Genomic DNA, 25,667 nt, shown 5'->3' with positions numbered 1-25,667 from the left:
CCGGGATCGTCTTCGGGTCTGTCATCCGGCTGAAGCAGCCGGCGATGACGCGCCTAAAGGTTGACCTCTCAGAAGAATAGTTTGTTCGATCGAGGTTTGGAGGGCGGTGCTGGAAACAGAGTCGCCCGTTTCCCAGGCAAGCCCGCTTACATAGACCGCTCAGGCCGTGAAGCCGGTGCGGTCCCTGTAGGAGCGGGCTTGCCCGCGAAACGGGCGACGCGCTAGCTCAATTTAGATGCGGAAACTGCCCACCAACTGCTTCAGTCGACCCGCCTGCTGCTCCAGGTCCGAACATGCCCGCAGGGTAGCCTGCAAGTTCTCCACGCCCTCCTGGTTGAGCATGTTGATCTCGCTGATATCCATGTTGATCGACTCGACCACCGCCGTCTGCTCCTCGGTCGCCGTCGCCACCGACTGGTTCATGCCGTCGATTTCGCCAATGCGCACGGTGACGCTTTCCAAGCGCTCGCCGGCTTGGTTGGCGATCTGCATGCTGTCCTGGCTGTGCCGCTGGCTCTGGCCCATGGTCTCGACCGATTCCCGCGCGCCGACTTGCAGCTCCTCGATCATGGTCTGTACCTGTTGCGCCGATTCCTGGGTGCGGTGGGCCAGGTTACGGACCTCATCGGCCACCACCGCGAAACCACGACCGGCCTCGCCAGCGCGCGCCGCTTCGATCGCGGCGTTCAACGCCAGCAGGTTGGTCTGTTGCGAAATGCTGGTGATCACTTCCAGAATCTGGCCGATGTTGACCGTCTTGCTGTTGAGCGTCTCGATATGGCCGCTGGAGGTAACGATCAGGTCCGACAGGCGATTCATCGCCTCGATGTTGCGATCCACGACCTGCTGCCCTTCTTCGGCGAGCAAGCGCGCGGAGCTGGCGTGTTGCGAGGCCTGGGCGGCGTTACCGGCAATCTCCTGAGCGGCGGCGCCGAGCTCGTTGATGGCCGCAGCGACGCTGTTGGTGCGGTTGGATTGCTCGTCGGAGTTGCTCATCGACGAGTTGGAGGCGCTGATCACCCGCAACGCCACCTCGTTGACTTGCTCGGTGGCCGAGGACACTTCGCGGATCGAGCCGTGGATACGCTCGACGAACCGGTTGAAGGCGCTGCCGAGGATGCCGAATTCATCCTGGCTATGGATGGTCAGGCGCTTGGTCAGGTCGCCTTCGCCCTGGGCGATGTCTTCCATGGCGCGGGTCATGGTCAGCAACGGTTGCATCAAGACCCGGATCAGCAGGCCCAGCAGGCCAATGATGATCACCACCGCCACTACAGTGGCGATCACCGCCGAGGTGCGGAAGGTACTGAGCATCGAGAAGGCTTTGTCTTTGTCTACCGACAGGCCGATGTACCAGTTGGCCGAAGGCAGGCCCTTGATCGGGGTGAAGGTCAACAGGCGCGTCTGGCCGTCGGCTTGCACTTCGGTCAGCTCACCGGAGAGTTTCGGCGTATTGTGCGGGAACTGGTCGGCCAGCGATTTCATCACCAGGTCTTTGTCCGGGTGGACCAGGATCTTGCCTTGGTCATTGACCAGGAAGGCGTAGCCCATGCCGCCAAAGTTCAGCGAGTTGATGATTTCGACCAAGCCGTCGAGGGCCAGGTCGCCACCGACCACGCCAACCGAGCTGGACACCTTGCTGAGAATGCCGATGACCATCTTGTTGGTGGTCAGGTCGATGTAGGGTTCGGTAAGAATCGCACCGCTGGCATTCATGCCGTCCTTGTACCAGGGGCGGGTGCGCGGGTCGTAGCCGTCGGGCATCTGCGAGTCCGGACGGACGCTGAAGCCACCGTCGACCTTACCCAGATAAACAGTGAGGAAGCTTGAGATCAGCGCGTTCTGGCCCATCAGGGTTTCGGCGTTGCTCGGCTGCTGGGCGATGTTCTGCGCCAGGTTCTCGACCAACTTGATGCGACCATCGAACAGGTTGCGGATGTTGGTCGAAGTGGACTTACCCATTTCAGCCAGATAATTCTCCAGGTCCTGGCGAATCGCATTACGCTGGAGGTAATCGTTGTAGAGAGTGAAGAGGCTGAAGGCGAGCATCACGATCAGTGAGGCGGCCAAGAGGATCTTATGGCTGAAACGTAGGCTTTTGTTCATGGCGTAATCGGTTCCGCTAAGGTATTTATCGGGTCGTTCGCACAAAGAGCTGGTAAACAGTGCAACAAGTCCCGCTAGTCCTTTTTTGGGATGTTCCTGTCTTAAGGGTGAATATCACCCAGAGATATCGGCCGTTATCGGGCAAAGCTTGAGCAGAGGATGAAACAAGATGTCGGATTCTTCGCAAATAGTTGTAGGAGCAGGCCCTGATGGCCAGCCTGTCAGCCAAGCCATGCGCCTGGCCAACCGACATGGCTTGGTGGCAGGTGCGACGGGGACCGGCAAGACCGTGACCTTGCAGCACCTGGCCGAGGTGTTCAGTGATGCCGGGGTGGCAGTCTTTGCCGCCGATGTAAAGGGCGACTTGTGCGGCCTGGGCGCGGCAGGCGCGCCGCAGGGCAAGGTGGCCGAGCGAATCGCTGGCATGCCGTGGTTGGGCCATACCCCCAAAGCGTATCCGGTGACCTTGTGGGATATCGCCGGACAGTCGGGTCATCCATTGCGCACCACCCTCAGCGAAATGGGGCCGCTGCTGCTGGGCAACTTGCTCGAGCTGACCGACAGCCAGCAGGCGGCACTGTACGCGGCGTTCAAGGTGGCCGATCGCGATGGCCTGTTGCTGCTCGATCTGAAAGACCTCAAGGCCCTGCTCAACCATCTCAAAGACAACCCGCAGGTGCTCGGCGAAGACAGCGCGTTGATGACCAGTGGCTCGACCCAGGCGCTACTGCGGCGTCTGGCGACCTTGGAGCAGCAGGGCGCCGAAGCGCTGTTCGGTGAGCCGGCGCTGCAGCTTGAGGACCTGTTGCAGCCTGATGCTCAAGGGCGCGGGCGCATACATCTGCTCGATGCCAGCCGCTTGGTGCACGAAGCGCCGAAGGTGTACGCGACCTTCTTGTTGTGGTTGCTGGCCGAATTGTTCGAGCAACTGCCAGAACGTGGCGATGTTGACAAACCGGTGCTGGCGCTGTTCTTCGATGAAGCGCATTTGTTGTTCAATGACACGCCCAAGGCCCTGCAGGATCGCTTGGAGCAAGTCGTGCGCTTGATTCGCTCCAAAGGCGTTGGGGTGTACTTCGTTACCCAGTCGCCCGGTGATTTGCCCGATGCGGTACTGGCCCAGTTGGGCTTGCGCATTCAGCATGGGTTGCGGGCGTTCACCGCCAAGGAGCAGAAGTCGCTCAAGGCTGTGGCCGACGGCTTTCGGCCTAACCCTGCCTTCGATTCGCTGGCCGTGCTCACTGAGCTTGGGATTGGCGAGGCGTTGGTCGGCACGCTCGAAGACAAAGGTACCCCGGCGATGGTCCAGCGTGTGCTGATCGCCCCACCGCAGTCGCGCATCGGACCGTTGACTGCGGCCGAGCGCAGTGCGCTGGTGGCCTCTTCGTCGTTGATTGGCCGCTATGACAAACCGATCGATCGCGAGTCGGCGTACGAGATGCTCACCCAGCGCAAGGGCGAGCCGGTGGAGCCGGCGCCGCAGCCTAAAGTCGAGCAAGACAGCTTTGCCGACAAGGCTGGCGAGTTCTTGCAGGGCGCGGCGGGGCAGGCGATCAAGTCGGCGGTGCGCCAGGCGGCGAATCAGTTGGGCCGGCAGTTGGTGCGAGGGTTGATGGGCTCGTTGCTGGGTGGCAAGCGGCGCTGACGATGTCTGCGTGCTGCTCGTACTAGCGTGTGGGCTTGCTGAGGCTATCGCGGGGCAAGCCCGCTCCCACGTTTTGTCATGTGTACGAAAAAAGGCGCCCGAAGGCGCCTTTTTCACATTACTGCACAGCGACTCAGCTAATCGCCTTGGTCGCCAGCCAGAACAACCCGGCAGACAGGCCCACGGTGGCCGGCAGGGTCAGTACCCAGGCCAGCAGGATGGTCCTGACGGTGCCGCCTTGCAGGCCGCTCTTGTTCGCCACCATGGTACCGGCGACACCCGACGACAATACGTGGGTGGTCGATACCGGCAGGCTGAACACGTTGGCCATGCCGATGGCGCACGCCGCCGTGATCTGTGCCGACATGCCTTGGGCATAAGTCATGCCTTGCTTGCCGATCTTCTCGCCAACGGTCAGTACCACGCGCTTCCAGCCCACCATGGTACCCAGGCCCAAGGCCAGGGCGACGGCCACGATTACCCAGAACGGTGCATATTCGGTGGTGGCGGTCAGGTCTTTGCGCAGTTTTTCCAGGTCGGCCTTCTCGCGCGGCTCAAGGCCCGGCAGCTTGCCAACCTTCTTCGCCGTGTCGTCCAGGCACAGCAGGTAACGACGCACTTCCACACGCTTCTCGGCGTTCAGGTCGCGGTAGTCGGTGACGCCTTTAAGCGAAGACTGCAATGCGGCAATGGTCGGCTCGGTCTGCTGCGGGTTGCAGCTGAACTGCTCTGGCAGGTCGCTGGACTTGGCTTTGCCCAGGGCCAGGTACTCGCCCAGGGTCGCTTCGTTGCGCTGGTAGAACTGGCTCAGGTGCAGGGTAGCATCGCGGGTGCGCTCGATCTGGTAAGTGGTGCTGTTCAGGTCGAGGACAAACTTGGCCGGAACGATACCGATCAGTACCAGCATGATCAGGCCGATGCCTTTCTGGCCATCGTTGGAGCCGTGCACGAAGCTGACGCCCATGGCCGAGATCACCAGCACCAGACGGTTCCAGAACGGCGGGTGCTTCTTGTCGTCGAGCTTGCGCCGTTGCTCTGGGGTCTTGTGCATCTTCGACAGCGGGCGCCACCACTTCAGGCCCAGCAGGACCAGCGCGGCAACGGCAAAGCCGGCCATTGGCGAGAGCACCAGCGACATGCCGATGTCGATCGCCTTCTGCCAGTTGACGCCATCACCCAGCGGGATGTCGCTGATCAGCGCATTGGCCAGGCCCACACCGAGGATCGAGCCAATCAGGGTGTGCGAGCTGGACGCGGGGATGCCGAAGTACCAGGTGCCCAGGTTCCAGGTGATGGCCGCGGCCAGCAACGAGAAGACCATGGCCAGGCCGTGACCGGTGTTCACATTGATCAGCAGTTCGACCGGCAGCAGGTGGACGATGGCATAGGCCACGCCAACGCCGCCGAGCAGAACCCCGAGGAAATTGAACACGCCGGAGAAGAACACGGCCAGGTGCGGTGGCATGGCTTTGGTATAGATGACAGTGGCTACCGCGTTAGCGGTGTCATGAAAGCCATTGATGAACTCGAATGCGAGCACGAAGGTCAGTGCGAGCACCAAGCTCACCACTACCCAGGCATCCAGTCCGCTGAATAAATCGATCATGAAGGTTTTCTGGCGGTCGTAGGGGGGCCGGATTATGCCAGAAAACCTTGGCAATCGATGCACCCCCGACAGACCGATGGTGTCTTCAGGCGGTTAGCAAACCCGTGGCAATAGCAGGCTTTCGGCAACATTAATGCCGATAAAAATCGCTAATTTCGGCAAAATGGTGCGATTTTTCGAAATCTATCAGGCGCAAGAGGCGTTAAAACGGGCGTATGAAATTTGTGTAATTCCATTTCATGCGCGTCATTTGAGTAACGATCTGTCAGCCGCTTGGCCTAGTCACATGCCGGGCCGTAGCGTCAGGATTCGTCGCTGCGCAAATCCTTTTCCATCTTTTCCAGTTCCTGGGCGAATACCTGGTCCTGGACGGTGGCTCGCTTGCGCCACGGTTTGCGTTCCGGCTCCGGTTGCGCCGCATACGTGGTGACTTCACCACCATAAACATCCTTGTAACGTTCAGCCTGGCGCTCGAGTTCTGCGCGCAGTTCATCTTTCGTCACAGTAGTACCTGAATAGTATGAGAGTTGGCTCCGGCTCGGCATGCAAAGTTACGCATGCGGCTACGCAACCAGAGCGAAATCGCTGTCGCAGCAACAGTGGTCCAAAAGGTGCGAAGGCACTTGATCAAACCGTAACAGTTTTAAGCTGTTCACCTGGCGAACTGGCAAACACCCTATGCAAAGAGACAGTGGGGGCTAACGCCTACGTGTTGATCACGGCCAGCAGACTGATTATAGCAATCGGCAACTCATCGATCATCGCTCTTTACGGGTAACTGACACAAGCACTCAAAGTTGTTCATACGACTATCGACTCGGCTAGCGAATCGGTCAGAAGTTTGAGTTGAGCGGGTGCAGAAAGTTCGCTGGAACGCGAGGGGAGGTAAAACGGCCTCGTGGTGACGAGGCCGTGCCTGGGGACTTCTACGGTGGGTACCTGACCAGTCTCTCCAAAGAAGCCACATGTGGCATGAGAAAGGTATAAGCAAAAGTGTCAGCGGTCAATTGCGATTATCGGCCGTTCGTTCGATAATCGAACGAACGACAGATTTTTTTGAGGTCAGCCATGAGCGACGAAAACCTGCCCAAGGACGCCCCGGTACAGGAAAGAGCCAGTTCCCCCGCAATGGCGCCTCCGATCGTGGCCTCGCCCGCCAAGCGCATTCAGGCGTTCACTGGCGATCCGGACTTCATGACCTCTCTGGCCCGGGGCCTGGCGGTCATCCAGGCGTTCCAGGAGCGCAAACGCCACCTGACCATCGCCCAGATCAGCCACCGCACCGAGATCCCTCGCGCAGCCGTGCGGCGTTGCCTGCATACCTTGATCAAGTTGGGTTATGCCACGACCAACGGTCGTACCTACTCATTGCTGCCCAAGGTTTTGACCCTGGGCCATGCCTACCTGTCGTCGACGCCGTTGGCGGTCTCGGCGCAGCCTTATCTGGATCGCATCAGTGACCAACTGCATGAGGCGGCCAACATGGCCACCCTGGAAGGTGATGACATCCTTTATATAGCGCGTTCGGCCACGGTGGAGCGGCTTATCTCGGTCGATTTGTCGGTCGGCGGACGGCTGCCGGCCTATTGCACCTCGATGGGGCGCATTCTGCTGGCGGCGTTGGATGACACCAGCCTGCGCGAATACCTCGACCGTGCCGACCTCAAGGCGCGTACCAGCCGTACCCTGCATGATCCGGAGTCGCTGTTTGCCTGCATCCAGCAGGTGCGTGCCCAGGGTTGGTGTGTGGTTGACCAGGAATTGGAACAGGGCCTGCGCTCGATTGCCGTGCCGATCTATGACGCCTCGGGCCAGGTGCTGGCGGCGTTGAACGTCAGTACCCATGTCGGGCGGGTGACCCGCAGTGAACTGGAGCAGCGGTTTTTGCCGATTCTGTTGGCTTCGAGCCGGGACCTGTGCACCCAGCTGTTCGGATAAGCGCTACGTTGGCGCGGCTGTAGATGTTGGCTACGTGGGAGCGGGCTTGCCCCGCGATAGCGGCTGCGCGATCAATAACACTATCGCGGGGCAAGCCCGCTCCCAGGCTAGCCGACATCTGCGCTCGAACTGCTGCAGTCGACTGCACACTGATGTTGTTCGATAAACGCACAAACTCGTCTCCACTGAATTGCGCAGCGCCGGCCCGCTGATTAATGTCTTTCGCAACGGTCGGCTTTGCCGACCGAACAAGAACAACATGCGAGAGGCACACCCCATGACCACTGTCCTTTCTGTGCTGCGGCCGCACCCGCACGCAGTACCGTTGTATCCAGGCTGACGCACGGCCATAACTCCCGACCCTCGATACCTGCGCAGCCACTTGCGTCAGGATCCTGCCTGCGCCGCTTTTCTGGATAACAACAATGAACAAACCGCAAACCACTGTCGGCAATTGTCTCGACGTCCAATCGTTCATCAATGACCAGCCGCTGTCGCGCTACCAATGGCGGGTGGTGATCCTGTGTTTTTTGATCGTATTCCTCGATGGCCTGGACACCGCGGCCATGGGCTTCATTGCTCCGGCGCTATCCCAGGAATGGGGCATCGACCGCGCCAGCCTCGGCCCGGTGATGAGTGCCGCGCTGATCGGCATGGTGTTTGGCGCATTGGGTTCCGGCCCATTGGCCGACCGCTTCGGCCGTAAAGGTGTGCTGGTTGGCGCGGTGCTGGTGTTCGGCGGTTTTAGCCTGGCCTCGGCCTATGCCACCAATGTCGACCAACTGCTGGTGCTGCGTTTTCTGACCGGGCTGGGCCTGGGTGCCGGCATGCCCAATGCCACCACCTTGCTCTCCGAGTACACCCCGGAACGACTCAAGTCGCTGTTGGTGACCAGCATGTTCTGTGGCTTCAACCTCGGCATGGCCGGTGGCGGCTTCATCTCGGCCAAGCTGATCCCGGCCTATGGCTGGCACAGCCTGCTGGTGATTGGCGGTGTGCTGCCGCTGCTGCTGGCGGTGGTTCTGCTGGTGTGGCTGCCGGAATCGGCGCGGTTCTTGGTGGTGCGCAATCGCGGCACCGACAAGGTGCGCAAAACCCTGGCGCCGATCGCCCCTGCCGTGGTCGCGCAGGCTGCCAGTTTCAGTGTGCCTGAGCAGAAGGTGGTGGCAGCGCGCAACGTGTTTGCGGTGATCTTCTCTGGCACTTACGGCCTGGGCACGATGTTGCTGTGGCTGACCTACTTCATGGGCCTGGTGATCGTCTATCTGCTCACCAGCTGGCTGCCGACGCTGATGCGCGACAGTGGCGCGAGCATGGAGGAGGCCGCCTTCATTGGCGCACTGTTCCAGTTCGGTGGCGTGCTCAGTGCGGTCGCGGTGGGTTGGGCGATGGATCGCTTCAACCCGCACAAGGTCATCGGCCTGTTCTACCTGCTGGCTGGGGTATTCGCCTACGCCGTGGGGCAGAGCCTGGGCAACATGACCCTGCTTGCCACCCTGGTGCTGGTGGCCGGCATGTGCGTGAACGGTGCGCAGTCGGCCATGCCGTCGCTGGCGGCGCGGTTCTACCCGACCCAGGGACGCGCCACCGGCGTGTCGTGGATGCTCGGCATTGGTCGCTTTGGCGCCATTCTCGGTGCTTGGAGTGGGGCGACCTTGCTCGGGCTGGGTTGGAATTTCGAACAAGTGCTGACTGCGTTGTTGGTGCCGGCGGCGTTGGCGACCGTGGGCGTGATCGTAAAGGGCTTGGTGAGTCACGCCGACGCGACCTGACGCTGCAATCCACAACGACTCTGTAGGCGCGGGGCAAGCCCGCTCCCGCAGGGGGTTGAGGGTCTTGGGGTGAATGGATAGCACGACAACAAATGGTTCGATAATCGCACAAGTAATCGATTATCGGATTGTGCGCGACCCTCCAGTCTCCTTAATCTGAGCTCAACGCAGCACCCTGACCAGGAGTCTCCAATGGCAGCAATCCTCTCGCTTCACGAGGCCGTGAAGCAATTCATCCAAGACGGCGACACCGTCGCCCTCGAAGGCTTCACCCACCTGATCCCGACAGCCGCCGGCCACGAGATCATCCGCCAGGGCAAGCGCGACCTGACCCTGGTGCGCATGACCCCGGACCTGATCTACGACCAATTGATCGGCGCCGGCTGCGCCAGCAAGCTGATCTTCTCCTGGGGTGGCAACCCCGGCGTCGGGTCGCTGCACCGCCTGCGCGATGCGGTCGAGAAGCACTGGCCGCATGCGATCGAGATCGAAGAGCACAGCCACGCGGACTTGGCCAACGCCTATGTCGCGGGTGCCTCGGGCCTGCCGTTCGCGGTGCTGCGCGCCTACGCCGGTTCCGACCTGCCCAAGGTCAACCCGCTGATCAAGAGCGTCACTTGCCCGTTCACCGGCGAAGTGCTCGCTGCCGTGCCGTCGGTGCGCCCGGATGTGACCGTGATCCACGCGCAGAAGGCCGACCGCAAAGGCAACGTGCTGCTGTGGGGCATTCTCGGTGTGCAGAAAGAAGCGGCCTTGGCGGCCAAACGTTGCATCGTCACCGTCGAGGAAATCGTCGACGACCTGCAAGCGCCAATGAACGCCTGCGTGCTGCCGACCTGGGCGCTGTCGGCGGTGTGCCTGGTGCCTGGTGGCGCCCACCCGTCCTATGCCCATGGCTACTACGAGCGCGACAACCGCTTCTACCAGGCCTGGGACCCGATTGCCCGTGACCGTGAGTCGTTCACCGCCTGGATCGATAGCTACATCCGTGGTACCGCCGACTTCAATGAATTCAAGGCCAAGCTGGCCAGCACTGCGGAGGCCGCGCAATGAGCTACTCCACTTCCGAAATGATGACTGTCGCCGCTGCCCGTCGCCTGCGCAACGGAGCGGTCTGCTTCGTCGGTATCGGCCTGCCGTCCAAGGCTGCCAACCTGGCGCGCCTGACCTCGTCGCCCGACGTCGTGCTGATCTATGAATCTGGCCCGATTGGCGCCAAGCCGAGCGTGCTGCCGCTGTCGATCGGCGACGGCGAGCTGGCGGAAACCGCCGACACCGTGGTGCCGACCGGCGAAATTTTCCGCTACTGGCTGCAGGGCGGACGCATCGACGTGGGCTTCCTCGGCGCTGCCCAGGTCGACCGCTTCGGCAACATCAATACCACCGTGGTCGGTGACTACCACGCCCCGCGCACCCGTTTGCCGGGTGCCGGTGGTGCGCCGGAAATCGCCGGTTCCGCCAAGCAAGTGCTGATCATCCTCAAGCAATCGCCACGCGCGTTTGTCGACAAGCTGGACTTCATCACCTCGGTCGGCCACGGCGAGGGTGGCGACTCGCGTAAACGCCTGGGCCTGCCTGGTGAAGGCCCGGTCGGCATCATCACCGACCTGTGCATCATGGAGCCGGAAGCCGGCACCCACGAATTCGTGGTCACCTCGATTCACCCAGGTGTGACCCGCGAGCAGATCATTGCCGCCACCGGCTGGGCGATCCGCTTTGCCGATGATGTGCAGACCACCGCCGCGCCAAACGAGGTCGAGCTGACCGCGCTGCGTGATCTTGAACAGCGCACCGCTGCCGCCCACGGCCAGAAGCCAGGAGAAGCCTGATGCGTGACGTGTTCATCTGTGATGCCATCCGCACCCCGATCGGCCGCTTCGGCGGCGCCCTGGCCGGCGTGCGCGCCGATGACCTGGCAGCAGTGCCGCTCAAGGCGCTGATCGAGCGTAACCCGTCGGTACAGTGGGATCAGGTCGACGAAGTGTTCTTCGGCTGCGCCAACCAGGCCGGCGAAGACAACCGCAACGTCGCGCGCATGGCCTTGCTGCTGGCGGGCCTGCCCGAGAGCATTCCTGGGGTGACCCTCAACCGCCTGTGCGCTTCGGGCATGGATGCAATTGGTACGGCGTTTCGCGCCATTGCCAGTGGCGAGATGGAGCTGGCGATTGCCGGTGGCGTCGAGTCGATGTCGCGCGCGCCGTTCGTCATGGGCAAGGCCGAGAGTGGTTACTCGCGCAACATGAAGCTTGAGGACACCACCATCGGTTGGCGTTTCATCAACCCACTGATGAAGAGCCAGTACGGCGTCGACTCGATGCCCGAGACGGCCGACAACGTCGCTGACGAGTATCAGGTTTCCCGCGCGGATCAAGACGCCTTCGCCCTGCGCAGCCAGCAAAAGGCAGCAGCGGCGCAGGCTGCAGGTTTCTTCGCGCAAGAGATCGTGCCAGTGCGCATTGCCCACAAGAAGGGCGAGACCGTGGTCGAGCACGACGAGCACCTGCGCCCGGATACCACCCTTGAAGCACTGAGCAAACTCAAGCCAGTCAACGGCCCGGACAAGACCGTCACCGCGGGCAACGCTTCGGGCGTCAACGACGGCGCCGCCGCGTTGATCCTGGCTTCGGCAGACGCGGTGAAGAAACACGGCCTGACCCCGCGGGCACGGGTTCTGGGCATGGCCAGTGGCGGTGTCGCGCCGCGAGTGATGGGCATCGGCCCGGTGCCGGCAGTGCGCAAACTGACCGAGCGCCTGGGCGTTGCCGTGGCCGACTTCGACGTGATCGAGCTCAACGAAGCCTTCGCCAGCCAAGGCTTGGCAGTGCTGCGCGAGTTGGGTGTGGCCGATGACGCACCGCAGGTAAACCCCAATGGTGGCGCGATTGCCCTGGGCCATCCGTTGGGCATGAGCGGCGCACGGCTGGTGCTGACTGCGCTGCATCAGTTGGAGAAAAGCGGCGGGCGTAAGGGCCTGGCGACCATGTGCGTGGGTGTTGGCCAAGGGCTGGCGCTGGCGATAGAGCGGGTTTGAGCAGGTCTGGCTTCATCGCGGGTCAAGCCCGCTCCCACGACTATCCCGTGGGAGCGGGCTTGCCCCGCGATGGGGATTGCAAAAACCGACCATGGCCGGGTAGCGGAACGAGAGTGTAACTGGGTGTGTCTAGACTCTCAGTGACCCTCCAGGAGTAAAACCACCATGACCTCAACCTATTACACCGGCGAAGAACGCTCCAAGCGCATCTTCGCTATCGTCGGTGCCTCTTCAGGCAACCTGGTGGAATGGTTCGACTTCTACGTCTACGCCTTCTGCGCCATCTATTTCGCCCCGGCGTTCTTTCCCTCCGACAACCCGACCGTGCAATTGCTCAATACCGCAGGCGTATTCGCCGCGGGCTTCTTGATGCGCCCCATCGGTGGCTGGATCTTCGGCCGCCTGGCTGACCGTCATGGGCGCAAGAATTCGCTGATGGTCTCGGTGCTGATGATGTGCTTCGGCTCGCTGATCATCGCCTGCCTGCCGACCTACTCCAGCATCGGTGCCTGGGCGCCAGCGCTGCTGCTGTTGGCGCGCCTGATCCAGGGTCTGTCGGTGGGTGGCGAATACGGCACCACCGCTACCTACATGAGTGAAGTCGCCTTGCGCGGCCAGCGCGGTTTCTTCGCCTCGTTCCAGTACGTCACCCTGATCGGCGGCCAGTTGCTGGCGGTGTTGGTGGTGGTGATCCTGCAGCAGTTGCTCAGCGAAGAAGAACTGCGTGCCTGGGGCTGGCGCATTCCGTTCGTGGTGGGTGCCGTCGCTGCCCTGATCTCGCTGATGCTGCGCCGTTCGCTGAAAGAAACCAGCAGCGCCGAAACCCGCCAGGACAAAGACGCCGGCAGTGTCAGCGGCTTGTTCCGCAACCACGCTGCGGCGTTCATCACCGTCCTGGGCTACACCGCTGGCGGATCGCTGATCTTCTACACCTTCACCACCTACATGCAGAAATACCTGGTCAACACCGCCGGGATGCCCGCCAAGGACGCCAGTTTCGTCATGACCGGCGCGCTGTTCCTGTTCATGATCCTGCAGCCGTTGTTCGGCATGCTCTCCGACCGCATCGGCCGGCGTAACTCGATGCTCCTGTTCGGTGCTTTGGGCACTGTCTTCACCGTGCCGCTGCTGATGGCGCTGAAGACCGTGACCAGCCCATTCATGGCCTTCGTGCTGATTACCCTGGCCTTGTGTATCGTCAGTTTCTACACCTCCATCAGCGGCCTGGTGAAGGCCGAGATGTTCCCGCCGCAAGTGCGCGCCCTGGGCGTGGGCCTGGCCTATGCCGTGGCTAACGCGGTGTTCGGCGGTTCGGCCGAATATGTCGCATTGGGCTTGAAAACCCTGGGGATGGAGAACACCTTCTACTGGTACGTGACCGCCATGATGGCGGTGGCCTTCCTGTTCAGCCTGCGCCTGCCCAAGCAAGCGGCGTACCTGCACCATGATCACTAAGGACTCGCGATGACCCACCGAGCGGACAACCAGCTGTTCGACGCCTACTTCACTGCACCGGCCATGCGCGAGATTTTCTCCGACCGTGGCCGCCTGCAAGGCATGCTCGACTTCGAGGCCGCCCTGGCGCGGGCCGAAGCCGCTGCAGGGTTGGTGCCGCACACTGCGGTGCCGGCCATCGAGGCCGCATGCAAGGCCGAGCGCTATGACGCCCGCGCCCTGGCCGATGCCATCGCCACGGCAGGTAACTCGGCGATTCCGCTGGTCAAGGCGCTGGGCAAGGTGGTCGCCAGCGGCGTACCAGACGCCGAGCGCTACGTGCACCTAGGCGCGACCAGCCAGGACGCCATGGACAGCGGGCTGGTGCTGCAACTGCGCGATGCGCTCGAGCTGATCGAAGCCGATCTGGCCAGGTTGGCCGATACCCTGGCCCGCCAGGCCCTGCAGCACGCTGACACGCCACTGGTGGGGCGCACCTGGTTGCAGCACGCAACGCCGGTGACCCTGGGGATGAAATTGGCCGGCGTACTCGGCGCCTTGACCCGCCACCGCCAGCGCCTCAAAGAGCTGCGTCCGCGCTTGCTCTGCCTGCAATTCGGCGGTGCCTCCGGCAGCCTCGCGGCGCTTGGCAGCAAGGCGCTGCCAGTGGCCGAGGCGCTGGCCGAGCAGCTCAAGCTGAGCCTGCCTGAGCAACCCTGGCATACCCACCGCGATCGCCTGGTGGAGTTCGCCTCGGTGCTGGGGCTGGTGGCGGGCAGCCTGGGCAAGTTCGGCCGCGACATCAGCTTGCTGATGCAGACCGAAGCGGGGGAGGTGTTCGAGCCTTCCGCGCCGGGCAAGGGCGGCTCTTCGACCATGCCGCACAAGCGCAATCCGGTTGGCGCGGCCGTGTTGATCGGCGCCGCCACGCGGGTGCCGGGCCTGTTGTCGACGCTGTTCGCCGCCATGCCCCAGGAGCACGAGCGCAGCCTTGGCCTGTGGCACGCCGAATGGGAAACCTTGCCGGACATCTGCTGCCTGGTGTCTGGCGCCCTGCGCCAGGCCCAGGTGATCGCCGAGGGGATGCAGGTGGATGCCGAACGCATGCGCCGCAACCTCGACCTGACTCAGGGCCTGGTGTTGGCCGAAGCGGTCAGTATCGTCCTGGCCCAGCGCCTGGGCCGCGACCGCGCCCATCATTTGCTGGAGCAGTGCTGCCAGCGCGCCGTCGCTGAGCAGCGCCACCTGCGCGCCGTGCTGGGTGACGAGGCGCAGGTCACTGCCGAGTTGTCCGCGCAGGAGCTCGACCGCCTGCTCGACCCTGCTCATTACCTCGGCCAGGCCCGCGTCTGGGTGGCGCGCGCCGTGGCTGAACATCAACGTTTGACTGCCTGAAGGAGACCGCTGTGGCGCATTTGCAACTGGCCGATGGCGTACTGAATTACCAACTCGATGGTCCGCAGGATGCCCCGGTGCTGGTGCTGTCCAACTCGCTGGGGACTGACCTTGGCATGTGGGACACGCAGGTAGCGGCCTGGTCCAAGCACTTTCGCGTGCTGCGTTACGACACCCGTGGCCATGGCGGCTCGCTGGTCACCGCCGGCCCCTACAGCATTGCCCAGCTGGGCGCAGACGTGCTGGCGCTGCTGGATGCACTGGACATCGCCAAGGCGCACTTCGTCGGCCTGTCGATGGGCGGCCTGATCGGCCAGTGGCTGGGTATCAACGCAGGCTCACGCCTGCTCAGCCTGACCCTGTGCAACACCGCCGCCAAGATCGGCAGCGATGAGGTGTGGAATACCCGCATCGACACAGTGCTCAAGGGGGGCCGCCAGGCCATGGTCGATTTGCGCGATGCCTCCATTGCCCGCTGGTTCACCCCGGCATTCGCCGAGGCCCACGCCGCCCAGGCCCAGCGCATCACCCAGATGCTGGCGCAGACCTCGCCTGAAGGCTATGCCGCCAACTGTGCGGCGGTACGCGATGCCGACTACCGCGAGCAACTGGACGCTATCCAGGTGCCGACCCTGATCGTCGCCGGTACTGCCGATGTGGTCACCACCCCGGAGCATGGACGCTTCATGCAGAACGCGATTGAGGGCGCGCACTACGTCGAATTCCATGCCGCGCACCTGTCCAATGTCGAGATCGGTGAGCCGTTCACGGCGCGGGTCGTCGATTTTCTGCAGGCTTGCTGAGGAGAACAAGATGGACGAAAAACAACGCTACGACGCGGGCATGCAGGTGCGCCGCGCCGTGCTCGGTGACGCCCACGTGGACCGCAGCCTGGAAAAACTCAACGGCTTCAACGGCGAGTTCCAGGAAATGATCACTCGCCACGCCTGGGGGGATATCTGGACCCGCCCAGGGTTGCCACGGCATACCCGCAGCCTGATCACCATTGCCATGCTGATCGGCATGAACCGCAATGACGAGCTCAAGCTGCACCTGCGCGCGGCGGCCAACAATGGCGTGACGCGCGAAGAGATCAAGGAAGTGCTGATGCAGAGCGCGATCTATTGCGGGATTCCGGCGGCCAATGCCACTTTCCACCTGGCAGAATCGGTGTGGGATGAGTTGGGGGTCGAGTCGCGTCAGTTACAAGAATAGTTGTTGAGGGTGCTGGCTTCATCGCGGGGCAAGCCCGCTCCCACGCAGTCATCTCAGTGAGGCTGAGGACGTGGGAGCGGGCTTGCCCCGCGATGAGGGCGGAACTTAAACCGCGGCGTTCTTGTGCCTGATCGCCACCGGCCCAGCATTGGCTTCCACGGCTTTTTTCAACTGCGGGCACAGCCCGAGCATGAACGCTGCCTCCGCCACCACGAACAACGGTCCGATGATCAACCCGCTCAGGTCATCGACGAACGCAGGTTTACGCCCCTCGTAATAATGCCCGACAAACTGGATGATCCAGCCCAGCACAAAGGCGCCCAGCCCGGCGCTCAGCCATAGCCCGGTGCTCTGCAGCGCAAGCATCTGCCCCAGCCACAGGCACAACCCCAGCAATAGCCCCATCACCAAGCCCAAGCGCAGATCCAGACGCAGGTAGAACCACACCGAGGCCGCCGCCGCGATCAAGGCCGGTGACAGCCATATCCCAGCGACATCCCAACCCGGGCGCGACAGCAGAATGGTCACGGCCACGACGATCAGCGGAATGCCGACGAAGTGGGTGGCGATGTTGCGTGGGTCACGGTGGTAGGCGGCGTACTGGCTCAGGTGTTCGACGAGGCTTTTCATTGTTGTTCCTCCTTGGCTGCACCGCTGACAGTGGATCACTGTGTGCAAGCATAGCCCCCCGGCCACAACGCCGGAACCGCGCGCGGTTGATGCTTCATCATCAGCGTGGCGAATGCCCGGCACGCGGCGCGGTGCGTGGCGGCTGCTCGCGCGGCGAAGTGCGCTGATCGAGGCCAATCAAGGTCTCGATCATCGCCCGCGCGGCCGGGGACAGCCGATAGCCACTGCGGCTGACCACGCCACAGCGCACGCTCAGCACTTCCAGGCCCGGAGGTAAATTACGCCAGTGCAGGCGCACCAGGCGGCCGCTGCTCAAGTCGTCGGCCACCGATTCTTCGCTGGCGGTGCCGATCGCATCGCTGGCCAGCACCACGCTGCGCAGCACGGCCAGGTGCTCGGTCTGCAAGTGTGGGGTGAAGTCATTGCGCCCACTGAGGTTGGCCAGGCGCTTGCGCACGCCAGGGGCGAGCAGGGCGCTGGCCAGCGGGTAGGCGAACAGGTCATTGGTCGACAGGCTGTCCTTGGCCAGCAACGGATGGCCGGGGCGGCAGAAGAACAGGCCTGGGCGCGGATTGAGCGGCTCGGTGTGGAAATTGGGGTCGGCTTCGAACGGGCGGATGTCGTCGACGAAAAATTCGATTTGTTCACGGCGCAGGGCTTGGCCGAGGCGTTCGGCGTTGTCGACCAGCAGCGAGGTGCGGATACCGGGGTGGGCCTCGATGAAGTGTTGCAGGGCATCGGGGACCAGGCGTACGGCCAGCGCCGGGCCGCTGCCAAAATGCAGCTCGCCAGCATCGAGCTTGGTCATCTGCAATACCTCGGTGCTCAATTGCGCAGCGCCCTGCACCAGGCGCCGGGCGTGTTGCAGCACCACCAGGCCTTCAGGGGTTGGGTGCAGGGCCTTGCTGGCGCGGTCTATCAGCGAACAACCGAAGGTTTGCTCCAGGCCCTGGATGGCCCGGCTGAAGGCCGGTTGGGTGATGCCCATGGCCTCGGCGGCGCGGACGAAACTGCGGTATTCGGTGAGGGCGATGAAGTAGCGCAGTTGGCGAAGGTCCATGTCGAGCTCTGCGGCGGGCGGGAGTATCGTTTTTAGCTTTTGTTACATATTCCGTCAATGATGGTTTTGTTTGGTTTTTATATGCTTATTTTATAAGCATAAGCTTTGCTGAATTGGTCGGCCTCATCGCAGGGCGAGTCGCAGCGATGAGGCCGCAACTCACTACAAGAGATTCAGCGGATAGCTGACGATCACCCGGTTCTCATCGAACGAGTTGGTGCTGTAATCCCGGCGCATGGTCGAGTTGCGCCATTTCAGCGACAAGTCCTTGAAGGTGCCCGACTGCACGACATACGCCAGCTCGGTTTCACGCGCCCATTCCTTGCCGTCGTCGACAGTGCTGGTGTGCACGTTGTCACCCTTGATATAGCGGTTCATCAGGGTCAGGCCGGGTACGCCCACCGAGACGAAGTTGAAGTCATGGCGCACCTGCCAGGAGCGCTCCTTGGCGTTGTCGAAGCTTGAGTTGTAGCTGTCGTTGGCCAGGGTCCCGCCGCTGGTGCCGTTGACCCGCATCCAGGCGTCATCGCCGCTGACTTTCTGCAAGCCGACGTAAAAGGTGTGGCCCTTGTAGCGTGCCGAGAGCATGGCTGAGGCGGTGCGGTTATCCAACTCGCCTGCGCGTTCGGCGCCGTCTTCCTTACCGATGAAGTAGCCCAGGTTGGCACCCAGGGTCCATTCGCCGAGCGGCTGGCTGTGGCTGAGGTTCAGATACTGCTGACGGTAGATGTCCTTGAGGCGGGCATCCCACAGGCCGATCAGGGTGCGTTTGTCGTTGAAGGTGTATTCGCTCCCAGCGAAATTGAAGCGGTCGGAGGTGAACGCACTGCGACCGTTGAGCGACATGTCTTCCATGCTCGCGTCATTACGCGGGCTGTTGGCGCGGAACTGGCCGCCGTACAGGGTCAGGCCGTCAATCTCTTTCGAGGTGATCTGGCCGCCCCGGAAGGTTTGCGGCAGCGAGCGGCCGTCGTCCGAGCGCAGGATCGGCAGCACGGGCATCCACTCACCGACTTTCAGTTCGGTCTGCGACAGCTTGGCCTTGAAGGCCACGCCCAGGCGGCCGAAATCATCGGCCGGACGACCATCATCGTGCACCGGCAGCAGATGGGTGCCAGCGGTACCTTTGCCGCCGTCGAGCTTCACCGAATACAAACCCAGGATGTCCACGCCAAAGCCAACGGTGCCTTGGGTAAACCCGGAACGCGCGTCGAGGATGAAACTCTGGGTCCATTCTTCGGCCTTGCCCTGGGGGTTGGCCGGGTCGACGAAATTGCGGTTGATGTAGAAGTTGCGCAGGTTGAGAGTGGCCTTGGCGTCCTCCAGGAACCCACCGTCGGCGGCGAAGGCGGGCAGGGCGCAGGACATGGCCAACAGGCCGGGCAGCAGCTGGCGTGCGGGTTGCGAAGTGCTCATCTGTCGTGGATCTCTTGTTTTTATTGGGCGAACCGGTGCGCTGCGGGGTGCGGGCCTGCAGGGGCGACGGGGTCTTGATTGGATGAACTTGTGCAACGTTGCGGGGAGAATGGTGCGCGGCACAGCAGGGGCGGGGCAATTCGTCGCAGGCGGTACTGGGCGATAATCGAACGGAATGTTCCAGTCAGTTACTTTTCATTGTTCAGGGTGGCCTCTTCGCGGGGCAAGCCCGCTCCCACGTTGGTCAGACCAAATCCTTCGGGTAGCGTGGGAGCGGGCTTGCCCACGCTTGCCAAGAGATTCTGCTCAGACCAACGTGGGAGCGGGCTTGCCCCGCGATGACGGGGTAACTGACCTCACAAACAAAAAGCCCACCGCGAAGGTGGGCTTGATGCGTTACCGATCAATCAGCCTTTGGGCGCTTGCAGCGATGCCTGCTGGTTGGCCTGGCCGGTACGCTCATACCAGCCGCCACCCAGGGCCTTGTACAGATTGACCTCGCTGGTCAGCTGCGACAGGCGATCACTGATCAATGACTGTTGCGCGCTGAACAGGTTGCGCTGGGCGTCGAGGAAGGTCAGGTTGCTGTCGATACCGATCCGGTAGCGACGCTCAGCCAGGCGGTAGTAATCCTGGTTGGCCGCGACCAGATCACGCTGCGCCTGCAACTGCTCTTCGAAGGTCTTGCGCGCCGCCAGGCCATCGGAGACTTCCTGGAAGGCGGTCTGGATGGTTTTTTCGTACTTGGCGACGTTGATGTCCTTCTGGATCTTCGAGTAATCCAAGCTCGCGCGCAGGCTGCCGGCGTTGAAGATCGGTAGGTTGATCTGCGGCTGGAACAGCCAGGTCCCCGACCCTCCTTTGAACAGCCCGTCCATGTCCGGGCTCAAGGTGCCGGCATTGGCGGTCAGGCTGATGCTCGGGAAGAACGCTGCGCGGGCCGCGCCGATGTTGGCGTTGGCGGCCTTGAGCAGGTGCTCGGCTTCCTGGATGTCCGGGCGACGCGTGAGCAGGTCCGACGGCAGGCCGGCGGGCACTTCGGCCAGTTGGTCAGCATCGAGCTTGAGCGGTGCTGGCAGGTTGGCCGGCACGCCAGTGCCGAGCAGCACGGTCAGGCTGTTGAGGTCTTGGGCGACCAGGCGTTGGTACTGCGACAGTTTGACCCGCGCGCCTTCGACAGCGGTGCGTGCCTGGCTCAGGTCGAGCGCCGAGGCGACCCCCACTTCGTTGCTACGACGGGTCAGGTTGTAGCTTTCCTCGTAGGTCTTGAGGGTGTCTTCGGTCAGCTTGAGCAGGGCTTGGTCAGCCTGCCAGGTGTAGTAGGCGTTGGCCACGCTGGCGACCAGGGCGATCTGCGTGGAGCGACGCGCCTGTTCGCTGGACAGGTAAGTTTCCAGCGCTTGCTCGCTCAGGCTACGCACACGGCCGAACAGATCCAGCTCGTAGGCGCTGACGCCGAGGGTCGCCGAGTACTGGCTGGTGATACCCGATTCGCCCGTCTGCGACATGTTCGCCGGGGTGCGCTGACGGCTGCCGCTACCGGTGGCCGAGACCGCCGGGAACAGGTCAGCGCGCTGGATGCGGTACTGGGCGCGGTAGGCGTCGATGTTCAACGCCGCGACACGCAGGTCGCGGTTGTTGACCAGCGAGGTCTGGATCAGCTGCTGCAGCGCGGGGTCCTGGAAGAACTGGCGCCAGCCTTGTTCAGCGGCGGCGACATCGGCCGATTCGGTTGGCGAATACGCAGGGCCTTGCGGCCACTGCGTTGCCACCGGTGCGTCCGGGGTCTGGTAATCAGGGATCAGCGAGCAGCCGCTGAGGATCAGGGCGGTTACCGCCAGGGACAACAAAGACTTGGTCATTGCCCAGCCTCATAACGTGGAGTTTCAGGGGTGGCGTCGGTTTCTGGCTTTTTGCTGCCGAACAACGACGACACAGCTACGAAGAACAACGGTACCCAGAAGATGGCCAGCACGGTCGCACTGATCATGCCGCCGATCACCCCAGTACCAATGGCATGCTGACTACCCGAGCCTGCGCCGCTGGCGATGGTCAACGGTACCACGCCGAGGATGAACGCCAGCGAGGTCATGATGATCGGGCGCAGACGCATACGGCACGCTTCGATGGTGGCGTCGTACAGGCTCTTGCCTTGTTCATGCAGCTCCTTGGCGAACTCGACGATCAAGATCGCGTTCTTCGCCGCCAGACCGATGGTGGTCAACAGGCCAACCAGGAAGTACACGTCGTTGGACAGCCCGCGCATGCTGGTGGCAACCAGTGCACCGATGATCCCCAGTGGCACTACCAACACCACCGCGATCGGGATCGACCAGCTTTCGTACAGCGCTGCCAGGCAGAGGAACACGAACAGCAGCGACAGGGCGAACAGTGCCGGCATCTGCGAGCCAGAGAGTTTTTCCTCGTACGACATACCGGTCCAGGACATACCGATGCCGGTTGGCAGTTCGCTGGCGATGCGCTCGACCTCGGCCATGGCCTCACCGGTACTGTAGCCCGGCGCCGGAGCACCCAGCACTTCGACCGCTTCTACACCGTTGTAGCGCGACAGCTTCGGCGAGCCGAACGACCATTCGCCGGTGGCGAAGGAGGAGAACGGCACCATCTCACCCTTGGCGTTGCGTACGTACCACTTCTGCAGGTCTTCAGGGTTCATCCGGGCATTGGCATCGCCCTGGATGTAGACCTTCTTGACCCGACCGCGGTCGATGAAGTCGTTGACGTAGCTACCACCCAAGGCAATCGACAGGGTGTTGTTGATGTCGGCGATGGTCACGCCCAAGGCGCTGGCGCGTTCGTCGTCGACGATCAGCTGATACTGCGGCTCGTCGTTCAGGCCGTTGGGGCGCACTGCAGAGAGGATCTTGCTCTGTGCGGCCTTGGCCAGGAACTGGTTGCGCGCTTCCATCAGTTTCTCGTGACCGAGGCCTGCACGGTCCTGCAGGAACACGTCGAAACCGGTGGCGTTACCCAACTCCAGTACCGCAGGCGGGGCAAAGGCAAACACCATCGCGTCACGGAAGCCGAAGAAGTGCTGCTGGGCACGGGCCGCCAGGTTGAACACGCTGTTCTCCGCCGAACGCTCATCCCAGGGCTTGAGCATGATGAACGCCATACCCGAGCTCTGGCCGCGACCGGCGAAGTTGAAGCCGTTGACGGTGAATACCGACGACACGGTGTCGGCTTCGTCCTTGAGCAGGTACTCGCGCATCTGGTCGACTACCGCCTGGGTGCGCTCGGCACTGGAACCGGCCGGAGTCTGCACCTGGGCGAACAGCACGCCCTGGTCTTCTTCGGGCAGGAACGCAGTCGGGATGCGCATGAACAGCCAGATCATGCCGACCACGATCAGGGCATAGGCCAGCAGGAACGGCAGCTTGTTGCGAAGGATGCCACCGACACTGCGCTCGTAGCCTTGTACGCTGCGGTCGAAGTTGCGGTTGAACCAGCCGAAGAAACCGCCTTTGGCGACGTGGTGCTCACCCTTTTTCAGTGGCTTGAGCATGGTCGCGCACAGGGCCGGGGTGAAGATCAACGCGACCAGCACCGACAGGCCCATGGCCGACACGATGGTGATCGAGAACTGCCGGTAGATCACACCGGTGGAGCCGCCAAAGAACGCCATCGGCAGCAGTACCGCCGACAACACCAGGGCAATACCGACCAGCGCACCCTGGATCTGCTCCATCGAGCGCTTGGTGGCTTCTTTGGGGGGCAGGCCCTCCTCGGACATCACCCGCTCGACGTTCTCCACCACAACGATGGCGTCGTCCACCAACAGACCGATGGCCAGGACCATGGCGAACATGGTCAGGGTGTTGATGCTGAACCCTGCGGCGGCGAGGATACCAAAGGTACCCAGCAACACCACCGGCACCGTCATGGTGGTAATCACCGTGGCGCGGAAGTTCTGCAGGAACAGGTACATCACCAGGAACACCAGCACTACCGCTTCGATCAGGGTGTGGATTACCCCGCTGATCGATTCGGTGACCACGGGCGTGGTGTCATATGGGAACACCGCTTTCATCCCAGGCGGGAAGAACGGCTCCAGGTCGCTGATGGTCTTGCGCAGCGCCGTGGCAGTGTCCAGGGCGTTGGCGCCGGTGGCGAGCTTGACCGCCAGACCCGAGGCCGGCTTGCCGTTGAACTGCGCGCTGACCGCGTAGTTCTCACCGCCCAGGCCGACCTTGGCAACGTCGCCCAGGCGCACCTGCGAGCCATCGCTGTTGACCTTGAGCAGGATCTTCTCGAACTGCTCGGCGGTTTGCAGGCGGGTCTTGCCGATGATGGTGGCGTTGAGCTGGGTACCCGGCAGGGCTGGCAGGCCGCCGAGCTGACCGCTGGACACCTGGACGTTCTGCGCGGTAACCGCAGTGCGCACGTCAACCGGGGTCAGCTGGAACTTGTTCAGCTTGGCCGGATCGAGCCAGATGCGCATGGCGTACTGGGCGCCGAACACCTGGAAGTCACCGACACCTGCGGTACGCGAGACCGGGTCCTGCATGTTCGAGACGATGTAGTTGGCCAAGTCATCCTTGGTCATGCTGCCGTCTTCGGACACAAGGCCGATCACCATCAGGAAGTTTTTCACTGCCTTGGTGACACGGATACCCTGCTGCTGCACTTCTTGCGGCAGCAGTGGGGTGGCCAGGTTCAGCTTGTTCTGCACCTGGACCTGCGCCGTATCAGGGTTGGTGCCCTGCTCGAAGGTCGCGGTAATGGTCATGCTGCCGTCGGAGTTACTTTCCGACTGCACATACCGCAGGTTGTCGATGCCGTTGAGCTGTTGCTCGATGACCTGCACCACGGTGTCCTGCACCGTCTGCGCCGAGGCGCCTGGGTAGGTCACGGCGATGGCGATGGCCGGCGGCGCGATGCTTGGGTACTGGTTGATCGGCAGCTTCAGGATCGACAAGGCGCCGACCAGCATGATCACCAGGGCGATCACCCAGGCGAAGATCGGGCGATCGATAAAGAACTTCGACATGGTTTACTCCGCTTTGCCGTCTGCTTTCGCCGCATTGGCCTGAGGATTGCCCGGCTTCTTGACGTTGGTGGCTTCGCCGACTTTGACCTCGACGCCGGGGCGTACGTATTGCAGGCCTTCGGTGATCAGGCGATCGCCTGGGTTGAGGCCTTCCTCGATCAGCCAGTCGCTGCCCAGGGTGCGGCTGGCCTTGAGTTGACGCAGCTCGACCTTGTTCTCCTGGTTGACCACCATCGCCGTTGGCGTGCCTTTCAGATCCCGGGTTACGCCTTGTTGCGGCGCCAGGATGGCGTTGGCGTTGACCCCGTTCTGCAGGCGAGCGTGGACGAACATGCCCGGCAGCAGGGTGTGTTCTGGGTTAGGGAACACGGCACGCAGGGTCACCGAACCTGTGGTCTCGTCGACCGACACTTCAGAGAATTCCAGGCGGCCTTCTTGGGCGAACTTGCTGCCATCTTCCAGGATCAGCTGAACCTTGGCGGCGTTTTCCCCGGCCTTCTGCAATTGGCCGCTTTCCAGGTCGCGGCGCAGCTTGAGCAGCTCGGCCGTGGACTGGGTGACGTCGACGTAGATCGGATCGAGCTGCTGGATAGTGGCCATGGCGTTGGTCTGGCCATTGCTCACCAGCGCGCCTTCGGTCACCGAGGAGCGGCCGATCCGGCCACTGATTGGTGCCAGGACCTTGGTGTAGCGCAGGTCGATCTGGGCGCTCTTGAGCGACGCTTCGGCCTGCAATCGTTTGGCATTGGCGTCATCGTATTCCTGTTTGGATACGGCCTGCTCGTCGATCAGCTGCTTGTAGCGCTCGGCCAACGAACGGGTAGCCTGCAAGTTGGCCTGGGCGTTGGCTAGGTTGGCTTCGTACACAGATGGGTCGATCTGGTACAGCTGCTGACCTTCCTTGACTTCGCTTCCCTCTTTGAACAGGCGCTTGAGAATGATCCCATTGACCTGTGGCCGAACTTCGGCGACGCGGAACGCAGTGGTGCGCCCCGGCAGTTCCGAGGTCAGGGTAAAGGCTTGTGGTTGCAGGGTGACGACGCCGACCAGAGGAGCCTGCGGCGCAGGTGCCGCCTCTTCTTTCTTACAGCCACTTAGCAGTGTTGCCAGGGCGACGGCGGAAACCAGGGCGGTGACGGCTGGCTTGAATTGCATGAGGATCCTCGGGTCGCTAGAGCTGGGAGACGCTCAAGAATAATGGAAGAGTCTTGTCAGAAAAATGCTATCGGCTGGATTAATAGCTTACTAACGAATATACTTACATTCATGGTTGTTTGTAAATACCATACGGTAGTGGTCAGTTGCCACACCGAGCCTTCAATTGCCCCGGGAGTCGCCCATGCAGAGGTGCCCCCGGCCTGATTCCCAGCTGCCGCGTGAGCGGCTGGGCCCTGATGAGGTTGTGCTG

The 25,667-nt window shown here is 62.4% G+C and carries 18 protein-coding genes and 2 pseudogenes; 10 read left to right on the top strand and 10 right to left on the bottom strand.

The features are described from left to right. Positions 1–231: 231 nt before the first annotated feature. Together ACF8K2_RS10160 and ACF8K2_RS10155 are read right to left on the bottom strand one after the other, a co-directional pair. A pseudogene (locus ACF8K2_RS10160) lies at positions 232–828 on the bottom strand (methyl-accepting chemotaxis protein); the annotation flags it as partial. 261 nt (positions 829–1,089) lie between these two features. Beyond that, positions 1,090–2,049: pseudogene (locus ACF8K2_RS10155) on the bottom strand (cache domain-containing protein); the annotation flags it as partial. 226 nt (positions 2,050–2,275) lie between these two features. Between ACF8K2_RS10155 and ACF8K2_RS10150 the strand changes: the two are divergent. Then, positions 2,276–3,751, top strand: coding sequence for a helicase HerA-like domain-containing protein (locus tag ACF8K2_RS10150; protein WP_392464645.1), 1,476 nt, complete (start codon positions 2,276–2,278; stop codon positions 3,749–3,751). 133 nt (positions 3,752–3,884) lie between these two features. On the opposite strand, the gene ACF8K2_RS10145 is transcribed toward ACF8K2_RS10150, so the two are convergent. Both ACF8K2_RS10145 and ACF8K2_RS10140 read right to left on the bottom strand, forming a co-directional pair. Beyond that, entirely contained in the window at positions 3,885–5,357 is a 1,473-nt protein-coding gene (locus ACF8K2_RS10145; protein WP_186553937.1) for an inorganic phosphate transporter, read from the bottom strand. Between the two features lie 302 nt (positions 5,358–5,659). After that, complete coding sequence (locus tag ACF8K2_RS10140; protein ID WP_186553938.1) at positions 5,660–5,860, bottom strand: hypothetical protein; 201 nt, start codon at positions 5,858–5,860, stop codon at positions 5,660–5,662. Between the two features lie 565 nt (positions 5,861–6,425). Between ACF8K2_RS10140 and pcaR the strand changes: the two genes are divergently transcribed. The 9 genes from pcaR (at position 6,426) to pcaC (ending at position 16,142) form a co-directional block, all read left to right on the top strand. Then, positions 6,426–7,295: a pca regulon transcriptional regulator PcaR gene (pcaR, locus tag ACF8K2_RS10135; RefSeq protein WP_186553939.1), complete on the top strand. Its 870-nt coding sequence runs from the start codon at positions 6,426–6,428 to the stop codon at positions 7,293–7,295. Between the two features lie 425 nt (positions 7,296–7,720). Further along, a complete protein-coding gene (locus ACF8K2_RS10130; RefSeq protein ID WP_264236785.1) occupies positions 7,721–9,067 on the top strand; it encodes an MFS transporter in 1,347 nt (448 codons plus the stop codon). 192 nt (positions 9,068–9,259) lie between these two features. After that, positions 9,260–10,120: a CoA transferase subunit A gene (locus tag ACF8K2_RS10125; RefSeq protein WP_186553941.1), complete on the top strand. Its 861-nt coding sequence runs from the start codon at positions 9,260–9,262 to the stop codon at positions 10,118–10,120. Then, positions 10,117–10,896 (top strand): CoA-transferase subunit beta, encoded by a 780-nt coding sequence (locus ACF8K2_RS10120; RefSeq protein WP_186553942.1) that lies wholly within the window; start codon positions 10,117–10,119, stop codon positions 10,894–10,896. Before ACF8K2_RS10125 ends, ACF8K2_RS10120 begins: the two co-directional genes overlap by 4 nt. After that, positions 10,893–12,098, top strand: a complete 1,206-nt coding sequence (gene pcaF / locus ACF8K2_RS10115; protein ID WP_392464733.1) for a 3-oxoadipyl-CoA thiolase — start codon at positions 10,893–10,895, stop codon at positions 12,096–12,098. The genes ACF8K2_RS10120 and pcaF overlap by 4 nt, the downstream gene beginning before the upstream one ends. Positions 12,099–12,263: 165 nt before the next feature. Next, positions 12,264–13,553 carry an MFS family transporter gene (locus tag ACF8K2_RS10110; RefSeq protein WP_186553943.1) on the top strand — a complete coding sequence of 430 codons (1,290 nt, stop codon included), beginning with the start codon at positions 12,264–12,266 and terminating at the stop codon, positions 13,551–13,553. A 9-nt stretch (positions 13,554–13,562) separates the two neighbouring features. After that, complete coding sequence (locus ACF8K2_RS10105) at positions 13,563–14,927, top strand: 3-carboxy-cis,cis-muconate cycloisomerase (protein WP_392464641.1); 1,365 nt, start codon at positions 13,563–13,565, stop codon at positions 14,925–14,927. Between the two features lie 11 nt (positions 14,928–14,938). Then, positions 14,939–15,730 (top strand): 3-oxoadipate enol-lactonase, encoded by a 792-nt coding sequence (pcaD, locus tag ACF8K2_RS10100; RefSeq protein WP_392464640.1) that lies wholly within the window; start codon positions 14,939–14,941, stop codon positions 15,728–15,730. Positions 15,731–15,740: 10 nt separating this feature from the next. After that, positions 15,741–16,142 carry a 4-carboxymuconolactone decarboxylase gene (gene pcaC, locus ACF8K2_RS10095; RefSeq protein ID WP_392464637.1) on the top strand — a complete coding sequence of 134 codons (402 nt, stop codon included), beginning with the start codon at positions 15,741–15,743 and terminating at the stop codon, positions 16,140–16,142. Between the two features lie 105 nt (positions 16,143–16,247). On the opposite strand, the gene ACF8K2_RS10090 is transcribed toward pcaC, so the two are convergent. The 6 genes from ACF8K2_RS10090 to ACF8K2_RS10065 all read right to left on the bottom strand — a co-directional run bounded on the left by ACF8K2_RS10090 (position 16,248) and on the right by ACF8K2_RS10065 (position 25,414). After that, the gene (locus ACF8K2_RS10090) at positions 16,248–16,772 is read right to left on the bottom strand and encodes a DUF962 domain-containing protein (protein ID WP_392464635.1); all 525 of its coding nucleotides are present in this window, start codon (positions 16,770–16,772) and stop codon (positions 16,248–16,250) included. A 100-nt stretch (positions 16,773–16,872) separates the two neighbouring features. Continuing rightward, positions 16,873–17,832 (bottom strand): LysR family transcriptional regulator, encoded by a 960-nt coding sequence (locus ACF8K2_RS10085; protein ID WP_186553948.1) that lies wholly within the window; start codon positions 17,830–17,832, stop codon positions 16,873–16,875. Between the two features lie 162 nt (positions 17,833–17,994). Beyond that, on the bottom strand, positions 17,995–19,248 hold the full coding sequence (locus ACF8K2_RS10080; RefSeq protein WP_392464633.1) for an OprD family porin: 1,254 nt from the start codon (positions 19,246–19,248) through the stop codon (positions 17,995–17,997). Between the two features lie 407 nt (positions 19,249–19,655). Next, the gene (locus tag ACF8K2_RS10075) at positions 19,656–21,110 is read right to left on the bottom strand and encodes an AdeC/AdeK/OprM family multidrug efflux complex outer membrane factor (protein ID WP_186553950.1); all 1,455 of its coding nucleotides are present in this window, start codon (positions 21,108–21,110) and stop codon (positions 19,656–19,658) included. After that, positions 21,107–24,259, bottom strand: coding sequence for a multidrug efflux RND transporter permease subunit TtgB (gene ttgB, locus ACF8K2_RS10070; RefSeq protein ID WP_186553951.1), 3,153 nt, complete (start codon positions 24,257–24,259; stop codon positions 21,107–21,109). The genes ACF8K2_RS10075 and ttgB overlap by 4 nt, the downstream gene beginning before the upstream one ends. 3 nt (positions 24,260–24,262) lie before the next feature. After that, positions 24,263–25,414: an efflux RND transporter periplasmic adaptor subunit gene (locus ACF8K2_RS10065; RefSeq protein WP_186553952.1), complete on the bottom strand. Its 1,152-nt coding sequence runs from the start codon at positions 25,412–25,414 to the stop codon at positions 24,263–24,265. Positions 25,415–25,667: the final 253 nt, after the last annotated feature.

Source organism: Pseudomonas sp. xss_2 (assembly GCF_043104195.1).
In the GTDB taxonomy this organism is placed as follows: domain Bacteria; phylum Pseudomonadota; class Gammaproteobacteria; order Pseudomonadales; family Pseudomonadaceae; genus Aquipseudomonas; species Aquipseudomonas urmiensis.
The sequence above is the reverse complement of the archived record's forward strand: the minus strand, read 5'-3'. Positions and strand labels throughout refer to the sequence as shown.